11 protein-coding genes are annotated in these 13,846 nt (G+C 56.4%); 8 read left to right on the forward strand and 3 right to left on the reverse strand.

Features of this window, described 5'->3' with window-relative positions; all coding sequences use genetic code 11:
* The first annotated feature begins 75 nt into the window (after positions 1–75).
* Positions 76–1,050, forward strand: a complete 975-nt coding sequence (locus ABID47_RS22950) for a Gfo/Idh/MocA family protein (RefSeq protein WP_354500175.1) — start codon at positions 76–78, stop codon at positions 1,048–1,050.
* Between the two features lie 4 nt (positions 1,051–1,054).
* Here ABID47_RS22950 and ABID47_RS22955 read toward each other — a convergent pair whose 3' ends face one another.
* A complete protein-coding gene (locus ABID47_RS22955; protein ID WP_354500439.1) occupies positions 1,055–1,729 on the reverse strand; it encodes a CidB/LrgB family autolysis modulator in 675 nt (224 codons plus the stop codon).
* Entirely contained in the window at positions 1,729–2,100 is a 372-nt protein-coding gene (locus ABID47_RS22960; protein WP_354500441.1) for a CidA/LrgA family protein, read from the reverse strand. The genes ABID47_RS22955 and ABID47_RS22960 overlap by 1 nt, the downstream gene beginning before the upstream one ends.
* A 358-nt stretch (positions 2,101–2,458) precedes the next feature.
* Here ABID47_RS22960 and cidR point away from each other — a divergent pair, with 358 nt between their 5' ends.
* From cidR to ABID47_RS22990, 6 genes are all read left to right on the forward strand, one after another.
* Entirely contained in the window at positions 2,459–3,352 is an 894-nt protein-coding gene (gene cidR / locus ABID47_RS22965) for a cidABC operon transcriptional activator CidR (RefSeq protein WP_105445544.1), read from the forward strand.
* Between the two features lie 278 nt (positions 3,353–3,630).
* Complete coding sequence (locus tag ABID47_RS22970; RefSeq protein WP_354500178.1) at positions 3,631–5,001, forward strand: MATE family efflux transporter; 1,371 nt, start codon at positions 3,631–3,633, stop codon at positions 4,999–5,001.
* 157 nt (positions 5,002–5,158) lie between these two features.
* The gene (locus ABID47_RS22975) at positions 5,159–5,701 is read left to right on the forward strand and encodes a MarR family winged helix-turn-helix transcriptional regulator (protein ID WP_354500180.1); all 543 of its coding nucleotides are present in this window, start codon (positions 5,159–5,161) and stop codon (positions 5,699–5,701) included.
* Positions 5,695–7,422: an ABC transporter ATP-binding protein gene (locus ABID47_RS22980; protein ID WP_354500182.1), complete on the forward strand. Its 1,728-nt coding sequence runs from the start codon at positions 5,695–5,697 to the stop codon at positions 7,420–7,422. Before ABID47_RS22975 ends, ABID47_RS22980 begins: the two co-directional genes overlap by 7 nt.
* A complete protein-coding gene (locus ABID47_RS22985) occupies positions 7,419–9,299 on the forward strand; it encodes an ABC transporter ATP-binding protein (RefSeq protein WP_354500184.1) in 1,881 nt (626 codons plus the stop codon). Before ABID47_RS22980 ends, ABID47_RS22985 begins: the two co-directional genes overlap by 4 nt.
* 214 nt (positions 9,300–9,513) lie before the next feature.
* A complete protein-coding gene (locus ABID47_RS22990) occupies positions 9,514–10,488 on the forward strand; it encodes a DNA-3-methyladenine glycosylase family protein (protein WP_354500186.1) in 975 nt (324 codons plus the stop codon).
* A 74-nt stretch (positions 10,489–10,562) separates the two neighbouring features.
* Here ABID47_RS22990 and ABID47_RS22995 read toward each other — a convergent pair whose 3' ends face one another.
* Positions 10,563–11,123 (reverse strand): TetR/AcrR family transcriptional regulator, encoded by a 561-nt coding sequence (locus tag ABID47_RS22995; RefSeq protein WP_354500188.1) that lies wholly within the window; start codon positions 11,121–11,123, stop codon positions 10,563–10,565.
* Positions 11,124–11,496: 373 nt separating this feature from the next.
* On the opposite strand from ABID47_RS22995, the gene ABID47_RS23000 reads away from it, so the two are divergent.
* Positions 11,497–13,716 (forward strand): MMPL family transporter, encoded by a 2,220-nt coding sequence (locus ABID47_RS23000; protein ID WP_354500190.1) that lies wholly within the window; start codon positions 11,497–11,499, stop codon positions 13,714–13,716.
* Positions 13,717–13,846 lie beyond the last annotated feature (130 nt).

A 13,846-nucleotide genomic window follows, 5' to 3' on the forward strand; every position in this document is an offset into this window, starting at 1 on the left:
TCCCAACAAATCGTAGCCAAACGGGACGGCCCCCGGTATAGTGGAGAAAACAGGATAAAGGTGGGATCGCGCAGGATGACACTTCGTATCGGATTGATCGGAACCGGATGGTTCAGCGGCGTACATGCCGACAACTTGGCGGCGATGGATGGAGTAAAGCTGACTGCGGTTTGTGGTACAAGCCTGGAGAAAGCAGACCGGATGGCGCGGCGTTACGGGGCCGAGGGATATGAGGATCTGGATGCCATGCTGGACGCGGGGCCGCTCGACGCGGTGTATATCTGCGTGCCGCCGATGGCACACGGCGAAATCGAAATGAAGCTGATTGAGCGTGGTATTCCGTTTTTGGTGGAAAAACCGCTTGGGCTCGACACCAGCTTACCGGAACAAATTCTGGCCCGGGTCCGCGAGACGGGGCTGTTGACGTCGGTGGGGTACCATTTCCGCTACCAGCACAATGCGGCGCGGCTGAAGGAGGAGCTGTCGAACCATACGACCGGCATGGTGCTGGGACGGTGGATGGACAGCATGCCGGGCGTGTCCTGGTGGAGACGGCAAAGCGGCTCCGGCGGGCAGTTTATCGAGCAGACGACGCATATGGTCGACATGCTCCGGTATACGGCCGGTGAAGTGGAAGAAGTGTATGCGCTTTACGGGGACCGGGTTAAGCGGAGCCAGGTGGACGGGGTGGAAGTTGCCGACGTGGGAACGGTCACGTTCCGCCTGGCGAGCGGCGTGGTAGCGAACATTTCCAACACATGCGTCCTGCCGGAAGGCGGCGGGCTGAGCCAGACGGGACTGACGTTCTACACCGACCGGGGGATTGTCGATTGGAACCCGCAGCGGCTGCAGCTGGCGGCGCCCGGCGTCACGACAGAATATACGGAGCAGGGGAGCCCCTATGTACGCGAAACGGAAGCGTTTCTCCATGCGCTGCGCACCGGAGACCGCTCCCGTATTCTTTCAAGCTATGAGGATGCCTGCCGGACGCAGGCCGTGACTTGTGCCGCATTGGCCTCGGCATCTACCGGCAAGCCGGTCCGCCTCTAACTCCTTACCACATCAGCATGAGCAGCGGCGCCGCGCCGAGCGTGAACAGGGCGGCCAGGATCATCGAGACGCTGGAGATCGCTCCGCTCATCGAGCTGAAGCCGAAGGCCAAGGACGTTCCCGTTCCGTGGGCGCTCGTGCCGAGCAGCACGCCGCGGGCGATTTCGTTCTCGATCCGCAGGATGCGCAGAATCATCGGCCCGAGCACGGAGCCGAGCAGGCCGGTCATAATGACGAAGACCGCCGTAATGTTCGGCACCCCGCCGATGACCTGCGATACGTTCATGGCGATCGGCGTCGTGATCGAGCGGGGGATCAGGCTGGTCACCAATGAAGTGTCCAGCTTCAGCCCTTTGGCGAGCACCGCCGAAGAGATCATAGCCATGAAGGAACCGGTAAGCACGCTGACGACGATTTCGACGGCGTGCTTTTTGAGTACTTTGAAATTTTTATAGAGCGGCACCGCAAAGGCGACCGTCGCAGGCTGGAGCATATCGCTCAGCCATTTCCCGCCGGCGTTGTAATGTTCATAGGGAATATGCGTGCACAGCAGGAAAATAATAATGATGCAGGGCGTCACCAGCAGCGGCGACAGATACACTTTGGGATACCGCTTATACAATCGTTTGGCTGCCATGTAGATCACGAGGGTTAGCAGCAGACAGATGAGACCGATCATCATGACACCTTCCGTTCTTTATGTTTGGCGATGCGTGCGGCGGTCAAGCCGGAGCTGGCCATGACCACGACCGTGCTGAAAATGACGACGAGCAGGATTCGTACCCCGTCGCTCTCCAGCATCGAAAAATATTTCATCACCCCGACGGCGGCCGGGATAAAGAAGAGCAGGAGCTCGGCGAGCAGCCAGTTCGCCCCGACTTCGATCCATTCGAGCTTGACGATGCCGGATTCGAGCAAAAGAAACAATACGATGATTCCGAGAATGCTGCCCGGCACCGGCAGATGCAGCAGACCGGCCAGCTGGTTCATCGCATATGAAAACAGCATTAAAACGGCGACCTGAACGGTCCCTTTGACGGCATGCTTCATCAATTGTTTTCGCCTTCCTTTCATTTATAATGAAAATTTTACAGCAATCATTTTCATAGGTAAAATGCATATATCGAATGGATATCATTCCATATGGCTATGGTAAAAAGATACCTATAAGTTGAAAAATCGAAATGGGTGATGGGCAAGTACGTAAAATGTCCCTACGATCACTCTTGTTTTCGGATTTCTTGATTGTATTGAACCCGCGTGAGGTAGAAATCCGAAAGCCAAATGTGACCGCTTCGCTTCTTCGGAATCATTTTTCTCCCTTGCTTGCATCGCATTCTTCAATTCAACTTATATGGATCCACCGCAGTCCACTTGGACTCCATATTCAAGGGAAGGAGAACGACGTATGGACATCCGCCAATTGCAGTATTTTATGGAGGTCGCCCGGCTGCAGAGTTTTACGAAGGCGGCGGAATCACTCTATATCACGCAGCCGTCGATCAGCAAAACGATCCGCAACATTGAGGAGGAGCTGGGCGTCACCCTGTTTGACCGTTCGGGCAAAAAGGTGGTGCTGACCGATGCCGGCCGCATTATTTACGAGCAGGCGCAGCCGATCGTGAAGTCGTTCCAGAGCTTGTCCTCCGAGCTCGGCGATTTGAAAAACCTGAAGAAGGGACATATCCGCCTCGGCCTGCCGCCGATGGTCGGATCGAGCTTTTTCCCTGAGGTGATCGGACAGTTTCATCAGAAATACCCGCAGGTGACGATGCAAATATTTGAGGACGGCGCCAAAAAGGTGGAGGTCGACGTAGAAAGCGGTTTGCTCGACATTGGCGTCGTGGTGCTGCCGACCGACGACTCGCTGTTCCACTCGTTTTCGTTCGTCCGGGAAAACCTGATGCTGCTGGTGCACCCGTCTCACCGTCTTGCGCATCGCGAGTGCGCCGGTCTTGCCGATCTGGCGGAAGAGAACTTCGTGCTGTTCCGGGAGGACTTTGCGCTGCATGACCGAATCATTACGGAATGCGTCAAGGTCGGATTTCAGCCGCATATCGTTTACGAAAGCTCCCAATGGGACTTGATCAGCGGCATGGTTGCCGCCAATTTGGGCATCGCCCTGCTGCCGGAAACAATCTGCCGGGAAATCAACCGGGAGCGGATCCGGATTATGCCGCTGGTGGAACCGGTCATACCGTGGCAGCTGGGGATGATCTGGCGCAGGGACCGTTACCTGTCCTATGCCGCGCGGGAATGGATCGCGTTTACGCAGGGGAAATTGATGGAGGACAGGGGGTAACCGGGCAGACTGGAACGCATTATTTCTAATGAGGTTCAAAGAAAAAAATCACATTTATCCACACCTCCTCAGACCTCCCATTTTTGCTTTTAAAGCGTTTTGGATTCACGCATGTATCTCCTCATTATTTTTATGTTTTACAACCATTAAATGGCCGTATAGATGCCTTAAAACTCGTATTTTCATGCGATTTCAGTCTGATATAATAAAAGATGGAAATGCGCATTTCTACGGAAACTACGAGCGAAAAGGACTGATTCACAATCAACCACGATGAAATGAGCAGCCGGTTTGCCGCGGGGAGCATCCCCAAGCTGCTGTTGTCTCTTGCACTTCCGGCGATTGCGGCTCAAATCGTCAACGCGCTGTACAATGTCGTCGACCGGATGCTGATCGGCAGGATGCCGGGAGGCGGTACCTTTGCATTAACCGGACTGGGCATCGCCTTCCCGCTGATCATGACCATCTCGGCGTTTGCGGCCCTCATCGGCCTTGGCGGCGCTCCGCTGGCCTCCATGAAGCTGGGGGAAGGGAAACCAAAGGAAGCGGAGAAGCTGCTCGGCAGCTGCTGCCTGATGCTCCTGCTTGTTTCGGGAGTGCTGACGGCGGTGCTGCTGTGTTTTCACCGTCCCCTGTTGATCGCCTTCGGGGCGAGCGGTAAAACACTGCCCTATGCCAGTGAGTATATGGGCATCTATTTGTTGGGGACGGTCAGCGTGCTGATGTCCCTTGGGCTGAATTCTTTTATTTCCATTCAGGGTTTTGCCAAAACGGCAATGGCCACGGTCTGTGCCGGAGCTGTGCTGAACGCCATCCTGGCACCCCTTTTTATATTTCCGATGCATATGGGAGTCCGCGGGGCCGCCTTGGCAACCGTAATTTCCCAGACTGCGTCCGCTATATGGGTGCTGTCGTTTCTTACATCCAGGCGCAGCCATCTCCGCCTTCGGCTCCGCAACCTGCGGGTGAACCCCCGGATGGCGTGCCGCATCCTTGCGCTGGGGTTGTCCCCTTTTATCATGCAGTCGACGGAAAGCCTGATCCAGATCGTGTTTAATATTTCCCTTGCACGGTATGGTGGCGATTTGTATGTGGGCGCAATCAGCATTCTGACCAGCCTCATGCAGCTGTTTTCCCTGCCTTTATCCAGCTTTGCGCAGGGAGCACAGCCGGTCATCGGCTACAATTATGGATCGGGAGACTATGCAAGGGTGAAGGCGGCGATCCGGTTTTGTACGGCCGTTTGCGGTGTCCTCGGCATCGTGATGTGGGCAGTGGCGGTGTTCTTGCCGCGATTTCCCGTCATGATTTTCACGGATCAGGCTGATTTGATTGCGCTGACGGAAAGGCTGATGCCAGTCTTTTTCCTGGGGACATGCATTTACGGCATTCAGCTGGCGCTGCAGCAGATGTTTCTTGCGCTTGGGCAGGCGAAGGTATCCATCTTTATTGCCGTCCTGCGTAAAATTATTTTGCTGATTCCTTTGGTTTTTGTGCTGCCAGAGTTCATATCGCCCAAAGCCGATGCCGTCATTATGGCCGAGCCGATTGCAGATGCCTGCGCGGCGGTCACCTGCTGCATCTTGTTTGCGGCGACGGTCAAACGTCTGCTGCGGAATCCTGATCTTGCAAGCACAGCCGATCCATGAACAAAATATTGTTGGACTTTATTAGATATGTTTTAATTGACATATAAATCGGAAAGATCATATAATTAGGTTGCCTATTTAATTGGTAACCTAATTATTTTTTTGTGCGGGATATTATCCTTCATAGCACGTTGGGGAAAGGAGGATTGTTGGCGTCATGAACGACGATGGCAACAACCGTCAGAAAGCCTTCTGCCAGGGTACGGAACCGCAGGAGCATGATCAGCACCACGAAACCGTTGTCCAGTTGCTTCAGGCGGTCATGCGATTTAACAGAGGTGAGTTTCGTCACCGGGTAATCGAAGGCTTGAAGATGAGCGAGATGGGGCTGATGGTGCTCCTCATGCGTCATGTCGAGCCGGATAGCCCGGGACTGAAGGTGTCCGAGATCAGTGGGATGCTGGGGGTCACTTCTCCGACCGTCACCCAGTTTGTCAAAGCGCTGGAGAAGAAGAAATGGATCGTACGGACGCCGGATGAGGCGGACCGAAGGGTGGTCCGGATCAAGCTCAGCGAAGAGGGGCGGGAAGCGATTATCCAAGCCCGTAAGGCGACGATTCATTCCTTCAAGGGGCTTGTCGATCACCTGGGCATCGAGGAGAGCGAGAAGCTGTCCGAGCTGCTGACCAAGGCTTATAAGTATTATGAAAGCAAAACGCAGAATGATTCATCGGATGGAGGTGAAGTGTCAACATGCTGAAGCTTTTTCGTTCATTGAAGCCGTTCTGGCTTCTGATCCTGTTCACATTTGTGCTTGTGTTTCTGCAGTCCATGTCGGACCTGTATCTCCCGACGCTGATGTCGGACATCGTGGATAAGGGCATCATCGAGGGAGACATTCCTTACATTTGGAAAATCGGCGGCTTTATGCTGGCCGTAGCTCTGGGGGGAGCCATTTGCTCCATTGCCGCGAGCTACCTGTCCGCCAAAGTGGCGGGCGGATTCGGCAGATCGATGCGCAGCCGGGTATTCCAGCATGTCCAGAATTTCTCCCTGCAGGAATTTGACAAGCTGGGCACGGCTTCGCTCATTACCCGCACCACCAATGATATCGCCCAGACCCAGCAGGTGCTGACCATGATGCTGCGGATGATGATCAGCGCGCCGATGATGTGTATCGGCGGGATTATTATGGCGGTGTCCAAGGATGCCAAGCTGTCCCTGATCATCGTCGTGATCGTTCCGGTGTTGGCGGGCTCCATTGCCCTCATAGCCGGTATGGGAATGCCGCTGTTCAAGGCGATGCAGGTCAAGCTGGACAAACTGAACCGGGTGCTTCGCGAAAACCTGACCGGGATCCGGGTCATTCGTTCGTTTAACCGGATTCAGCATGAGCAGGAGCGTTTCAAGGAAGCCAACTACGATCTGACCAGCACGGCGGTCCGGGTCAACAAAATCATGGCGGCCATGATGCCGATCATGATGATCGTCATGAACTTATCGACCATCGCCATCGTCTGGTTTGGCGGCCTGCGCATCAGGGACGGACATATGCAGGTCGGGGACCTGATGGCTTTTATCCAGTACGCCATGCAGATCATGTTCTCCCTGATCATGGTTTCCATGATCTTCGTCATGGTACCGCGCGCTTCCGCATCCGCTGCGCGGATTAACGAGGTGCTCAGCATTACGCCGGATATCGACGATCCGCTCGTTGCACAATCCTCTGAAGAAGGACGCGGCTATTTGGAATTCCGGGACGTGACGTTCAGTTATCCGGGCGCGGAGCAGCCGGCGCTGTCGGGGATTTCATTCACCGCCAAGCCGGGGGAGACCACGGCGATTATCGGCGGCACCGGTTCCGGCAAGTCGACTCTGCTCAGCTTGATTCCGCGCTTCTATGATGTAGCGGAAGGCAGTGTGCTGGTCGACGGGGTCGACGTCCGCGAGATGACGCAGGAGGAGCTGCGCGCCAAGATCGGCTTCGTGCCGCAGAAGGCGCTGCTGTTCACCGGGACGATTGCGGACAATATCCGCTACGGCAAAAAGGACGCCACCGATGAAGAAATCCGCGAAGCGGCGGATATCGCCCAGGCGACCGAATTTATTATGAATATGAAAGACGGCTTTGAGTCGGAAATTGCCCAGGGCGGAAACAACGTGTCCGGCGGGCAGAAGCAGCGCTTATCCATAGCGCGGGCGCTGGTACGCAGACCGGAAATCTATGCGTTCGACGACAGCTTCTCGGCGCTTGATTTCAAGACGGATGCGAAGCTGCGCAGCGCGTTGAAGCCGGTGACGCGGGACGCAACCGTTCTGCTCGTGGCGCAGCGGGTCAGCACGGTCATGGACGCCGACCGGATCATCGTCCTCGACGAAGGGCAGATTGCCGGCATCGGCACCCACCGCGAGCTGATGGAGACCAGTGACGTTTACCGCGAAATTGTATCCTCACAGCTGTCAGAGGAGGAGATCGCATGAGTGAACAAACAAGAAGACCCGGACCCCAGATGGGAGGGCCCCGGCATCCCGGCGGCCATCCCGGCCAAATGATGCCTGCGCAGAAGGCCAAGGACTTCAAGGGCTCCCTGAAGCGGCTGGTCGGCTATCTGCGGCCGCGGCGGGGGACGCTGATCGTTATTTTTCTGACGGCGATTCTTAGTACGGTGTTCAGCATCGCGAGCCCGAAAATTCTCGGCAAGGCGATTACCAAGCTGCTGGAAGGCGTCATCGCGATGGCGAAGGGGACGCCGGGCGCTGGCATTGACTTTACCTACATCACCCAAATCCTGCTGATTCTGATTGGTCTGTACCTGTTCAGCGCAGCGTTCAGCTATATTCAGCAGTATCTGATGGCCGGCGTGGCACAGAAGGTTGTGTACGATATGCGGGAGCAGATCAATGCGAAGCTGTCGCGCCTGCCGCTGAAATATTTTGATTCCCGGACGCATGGGGAAATCTTGAGCCGCGCGACCAACGACGTCGACAACATCAGCACCACGCTTCAGCAGAGCTTGACACAGCTGATCACATCGATCGTGACGCTGGTCGGCGTCATCGTGATGATGCTGTCGATCAGCCCATGGATGACGCTGATTCTGATCGTGACGCTGCCGCTCAGCTTCATCGTCATCAAAGCGGTAGCTTCCCGGTCCCAAAGGCATTTTATGGCCCAGCAGGCTTCTCTGGGACAGCTCAACGGCCATGTGGAGGAAATGTACACGGGCCATAAAATCGTGAAGGCCTTCGGCCGCGAGCGGGAGTCCGTCGAGGATTTCAACAAAATCAACGAAAAGCTGTACAGCTCCGGCTGGAAAGCCCAATTCATCTCCGGCATCATCATGCCGATGATGATGTTTATCGGCAATATCGGCTATGTACTGGTCTGCGTGGTCGGGGGGATCTTCGTCACCCACGGCCGCATTACGATCGGGGATGTGCAGGCGTTCATCCAGTACGCCAGACAGTTCACCCAGCCGATTATGCAGACGGCCAACATTGCGAACATCATCCAGTCCACCATCGCTTCGGCGGAGCGTGTGTTCGAGCTGCTGGATGAAGAAGAAGAAGTGCCGGAAGCGGCGGATGCGGCTGTCCTGAACAATCCGAAGGGGGCCGTGGAGTTTGAGCATGTGCGGTTCGGCTATAAGGAAGACGCAATGCTCATTGAAGACATGAACATCGACGTGAAGCCGGGACAGACGATCGCCATCGTCGGGCCGACCGGTGCCGGTAAGACGACGCTCATCAACCTGCTCATGCGCTTCTATGAGCTGAACGGCGGGGCGATCACCATCGACGGCGTGAACATTACCCACTTGAAGCGCGGCAATTTGCGCAGCATTTTCGGCATGGTGCTCCAGGATACCTGGCTCTTCAACGGGACGATTATGGAAAATATCGCTTACGGCCGGGCCGGCGCCACGAACGAGGAAGTGATCGAGGCGGCCAAGGCGGCTCATGCCGATCACTTCATCCGTACGCTTCCGGACGGCTACGACACCGTGCTCAACGAAGAAGCGTCGAACATTTCCCAAGGGCAGAAGCAGCTGCTGACGATTGCGCGTGCCATTCTGGCCGACCCGTCCATTCTCATTCTGGATGAAGCGACCAGCAGCGTCGACACCCGGACGGAGGTCTTTATTCAGAAGGCGATGAACGACCTGATGAAAGGCAGAACGAGCTTCGTCATCGCCCACCGGCTGTCCACGATCCGTGACGCCGATCTGATTCTGGTCATGAACCAGGGCAGTGTGATCGAGAAGGGCAACCACGAAGAGCTTCTGGCCAAAGGCGGCTTCTACGCCGATCTGTATAACAGCCAGTTTTCCGGCGGAAGCATTCAGGAGGTTGTCTGAGGGTGAAGGCGACCCCACCCGCAACCCTTATCATCCGCATTTCAAAAGAGCAGCCATGACGGCTGCTCTTTTTTTGGAATATTGGCAGTTTATGCTTGAATATCGAACGTGTGTTTGTCAATATTGATCTTAGAAGTTCATTCATGAATAAAAAACGCAGACCGAACCTGCGGCGAATGCTTGATCACTTTACAGGAGTCAGGAGGAACGGAACATGAAAGAAACGATCCCGCTGCTTACACCCTTCAGCATCGAACGAACCATGGTCGCGGTCAGGGGGCAAAATCCTCGGCTCGTGCTGGCTCATCCGGAATACCCGGTATTCACGAAGGTGATTCCGGCGGAAGGGCGCGACATTCCGGTCACTGTGTCCTTGGTGGAGACCGGCCAGGGACCGGCGGCGGAGGTGGAGCTGCTGCAGGCGTGCAATTCGAAGGAAACCGAAGCCGTCCGGGCGTATGTAGGCAAAATGCTGTCCAACCATGTGGACCTCAGGCCGTTCTATGCGCAGCTTCAGGATGAGCCTGTCATCGGCTCCATTCTTCCGGGGCTGCACGGGCTGAAAATACTGCTGGAGCCAAATTTGTTTCAAAATCTGGTGCGGACAATTATCGGTCAGCAGATGAACCTGAGCTTTGCCGCTTCGCTCGTCTCGCGGATCACCGAGCAGTACGGCACCCCCGTGACGATCGGGGACCATACGCTCTACAGCTTCCCGAAGCCGGAAGCGCTGGCCGCGCTCGAACCGGACGAGCTGCTGCCGCTGCAGTTCAGCCGCCGCAAAGCCGAGTATATTACTGGCCTGGCGCGGCAGGTAGCGGAAGGCTCTCTCGACCTTAACGCCATGCCGGACCTTGCGGACGAAGAGATTTTCAACCGGCTGCTCCCGATCCGCGGCGTCGGCAAATGGACGGTCGAGTGCTTCCTGCTCTTCAGCGTAGGCCGAACCGATTTCTTCCCGGCCGATGACATCGGACTGAAAAATGCGATGAAGGTGCTGTGGGGCTTTGACAGCCAGCCGGCTTCCCCGCTCATGCTGGAAATCAGCCACAGCTGGTCGCCATGGCGGAGCTATGCCGCTTACTACTTATGGGCCTGGCTCGACGAGTGGAAGCTGCGGCAGAAGCAGGAGAAGGAACAGAAGAAGCCTGTCCGCGGCAAGTCGGCCCGGAAAGCCTCGGAACAATAGCGGCGGCTGACCTACGCCATAATCGAGCCGCATGCCACCAACCCATCGAGGCCGCCTTCAGCCAGTCCTAACCGCTACGCTTCCTGCATGCCGACCCCGTTCCAGAACATGTTGACGATCTCCTGGGCCAGTTCGCCCGCGGACGGGGCGAATTCTTTGGCAATCTCCCGGTTGCCGATCATCAGCATGGATGCCAGCGTGTGCGCCATAAGGAGCGGGTGTGCGGAGCGCACCTCCCCGTTTTTGATCGCCTCGGTGAAGCTGACGGTCAGCACATCGTGAATCTGGTCCTCGCTGACGCGGATTTCCTCCAGCTGTTCGGGCGCCAGCGAGGCGCTGGCATCGCGCATGATCGTTTCAAAGTCTCCGTGCGGGAAACGAAGCTTGTTCTCGGCCAGCTCCACGAGCCGGTCGTAGAGCGGCTTGTCCTGCTGCATAATCCGGAGGGAAGCATTGCGCGCCTTCTGCATCATGGCGGTGACGGCCGCCGTGAAGAGCTGGGCTTTATTTTCAAAGTGATAGTAAATGGAGGCCTTGGTTACGCCGCATACTTGGGCAATTTGCTGCAGCGAGACCGGCTCATAGCCGTACTCCATGAACAGGGCGGAAGCTGTTTTCAGGATGAATTCGTTCATGGGAGTGTCCTCCTGCCGGCGTTTGGGCCGGCCCGGGGAGCGTTTAACCGGATGTTTTCCCTGAGATTGTTCCATATCGTTGTCCTCCATAATCTAAGTAGTTGATCGTTGTCCTCCAGTAACTCCAAGATCCTGTTCTAAATCCTGATTGATAATTAACCTTCCGGTATATATAATTAATGTGGCATGGCAACAGCGGATGTGCCTTTCATTGAAATCTGAGATTGTATGCCGCCTGATAAGGCTGAAAAGTGCGGCGGTCCGTTCTGTCCCATATTGTATCACGGAGCCTGCGGAAGCCGCACTTTAACGGATTAACATGTACTTATACTATACCATTTTGGCACCTGTAACAGGTGGGGAGGAGCAGAATATGGGGGATCCCGGATACGGGCGCTGGGTCGCCGGAAAAAGAAGCAAATGGATCACGCTGGCCGTTTGGGTCATCATCGTGGGCGTGCTGAGTGCCATCTGGCCGATGGTCAACAGCGAGGTCCAGAACAATGCGGCCAATCTGGACGACGCCAAGCCTTCGGTTCATGCTGAACGCATCGCGGAGGAGCAGTTCAGCAGCGATGCAGGGGTTCCCGCCCTGCTGGTCTGGCACCGTAAAGGCGGGCTGAAAGACGACGATTTGAAGCATGTACAGAAGGTGTATGCCGAATGGAGCGCGAATCCGGTTCCTTATCAGGATTCGGTTCCGCCATTTTACCAAATGCCGGCGGCTGCGCTGAAAGCGATGCTGTCCGAGGACCAGAGCACGCTGGTCACCCCCGTGCTGTTCGAGAAAAGCGCAGACAGCGACCAGCTGAAAGAAGGGGTGGAGCAGCTGAAGTCCGGGATCACGCATGAAACTGAGCAGGATCCCTTCGCCGCAAGCCATAACGCCGGTTCGGACCTCAGCGTCCGCGTCACCGGTCCGGTCGGCATTTCGATCGACGCGACCGGCCTCTTCAAGAACGCGGATTTCAAGCTGCTCATGTCCACCGTCATTTTGGTGCTGGTCATCCTGCTGCTCATTTACCGCTCGCCGATTTTGGCGCTGATTCCACTGATCGCCGTCGGCTTTGCGTATGGCGCAGTCAGCCCCCTACTCGGCTTGATGGCCCAGAAGGGCTGGATCACCGTCGATTCCCAAGCCGTCTCGATCATGACGGTGCTGCTGTTCGGGGACGGGACGGACTACTGTCTGTTCCTGATCTCGCACTTCCGCCATTTGCTGAAGGAAGAAGAGAGCAAGACCCGGTCGCTGCTGCGGGCCGTGACGGAATCCTCAGGCGCGATCGCCATGAGCGGCTTCACGGTGGTCCTGTCGCTGCTGGCCCTGCTGCTGGCGAAGTACGGGGCATACCACCGTTTTGCGGTTCCGTTCAGCGTCTCCATTCTTGTGATGGTGATCGCGAGCTTGACGCTGGTACCGGCGCTGCTGGCGATTTTCGGGCGGACGTCGTTCTTTCCGTTCGTTCCCCGCACGCCGGAGATGGAAGAGGAACGCGCCCGCAAGAAGGGCAAACCGGTACCGGCCCGCAAGCCGAAGCGTCCCGGCTTTGCCAGCCGGCTCGTGGTCCGCAGACCTTGGATGATCGTCATTGTGACGGTGATCGTGCTGGGCGCGCTCGCTTCCGTATCCAGCCAGGTGAAGTTCACCTACGATATTATGTCATCTTTTCCGAAAGATATGGCCTCGCGTGAAGGCTTCGATACGATCGGGAAGCAGTTCAGCCCCGGGGAACTGGCCCCGGTGAAAATCATGGTCGATACGGAAGGGCAGCCGGACGGCCTGGAGCAGAAGCTGAAGGAGCTGCCTTATGTGGATGAGGTGTCAAAAGGGCAGCCGGGCAGTCAAAATGCCAATATTATCGCCTATGACGTCACGCTCGATATGAATCCTTATTCCAGTGAAGCGATGGACCAGATTCCCCACCTGCGGAGCACGGCAGAGCAGGCGCTTCAGGCGGCAGGGGTGGGTTCCCCGGCGGATAAAGTGTGGATCAGCGGCCAGACCGCCGAGCAATACGATACCCGCGAGACCGGCGACCGCGACACGTTGGTCATTATTCCGGTCGTCATCGGGATGATTACGCTGCTGCTGCTCGTGTATTTGCGGTCGATCACCGCAACGGTGTATTTGATGTTGACTGTTATTTTGTCTTATTTCTCGGCGCTTGGGCTGGGCTGGCTCATCATCCATTACGGGCTTGGCGCGGACGCGATCCAAGGGGCGATTCCGCTCTATTCATTCGTGTTCCTGGTGGCGCTGGGCGAGGACTACAACATCTTCATGATCTCGAGCATTTGGAAAAAACGGAAGCATATGCCGTTAAAGCAGGCGATTCAGGAGGGCGTGTCCGAGACGGGCTCGGTCATCACCTCCGCCGGCCTCATTCTGGCCGGGACCTTCGCGGTGCTCGCCTCGCTGCCGATCCAGGTGCTGGTCCAGTTCGGCATCATTACCGCCGCGGGTGTCCTGCTGGACACCTTCATCGTCCGGCCGTTTCTCGTGCCGGCCATTACGGCGCTGCTGGGCCGCTTTGCTTTCTGGCCGTCTTCCCATACGGAGGCCGAGAACACCAAGGCCGGCATGCCGTCCTGATCCATCAAAGGAGGAGTCCCTGTTTTTCAGGGGCTCCTCCTTTGTGCTCCCACCGAACATCTTTCGACCGCCGCCCAACCCGACCCATCCAGCCTGCCGCAAGATTCACCATTTGCTCAAGCCTTACACG

This window comes from Paenibacillus favisporus (assembly GCF_040545415.1).
Classification (GTDB): domain Bacteria; phylum Bacillota; class Bacilli; order Paenibacillales; family Paenibacillaceae; genus Paenibacillus_AQ; species Paenibacillus_AQ favisporus.

Coding starts and splice junctions, on each gene's coding strand:
- ABID47_RS22975 (WP_354500180.1), top strand. CDS start 5,159: ATGAACGACGATGGCAACAACCGTCAGAAAGCCTTCTGCCAGGGTACG.
- ABID47_RS22950 (WP_354500175.1), top strand. CDS start 76: ATGACACTTCGTATCGGATTGATCGGAACCGGATGGTTCAGCGGCGTA.
- ABID47_RS22995 (WP_354500188.1), bottom strand. CDS start 11,123: ATGAACGAATTCATCCTGAAAACAGCTTCCGCCCTGTTCATGGAGTAC.
- ABID47_RS22985 (WP_354500184.1), top strand. CDS start 7,419: ATGAGTGAACAAACAAGAAGACCCGGACCCCAGATGGGAGGGCCCCGG.
- ABID47_RS22970 (WP_354500178.1), top strand. CDS start 3,631: ATGAGCAGCCGGTTTGCCGCGGGGAGCATCCCCAAGCTGCTGTTGTCT.
- ABID47_RS22990 (WP_354500186.1), top strand. CDS start 9,514: ATGAAAGAAACGATCCCGCTGCTTACACCCTTCAGCATCGAACGAACC.
- cidR (WP_105445544.1), top strand. CDS start 2,459: ATGGACATCCGCCAATTGCAGTATTTTATGGAGGTCGCCCGGCTGCAG.
- ABID47_RS22980 (WP_354500182.1), top strand. CDS start 5,695: ATGCTGAAGCTTTTTCGTTCATTGAAGCCGTTCTGGCTTCTGATCCTG.
- ABID47_RS23000 (WP_354500190.1), top strand. CDS start 11,497: ATGGGGGATCCCGGATACGGGCGCTGGGTCGCCGGAAAAAGAAGCAAA.
- ABID47_RS22955 (WP_354500439.1), bottom strand. CDS start 1,729: ATGATCGGTCTCATCTGTCTGCTGCTAACCCTCGTGATCTACATGGCA.
- ABID47_RS22960 (WP_354500441.1), bottom strand. CDS start 2,100: ATGAAGCATGCCGTCAAAGGGACCGTTCAGGTCGCCGTTTTAATGCTG.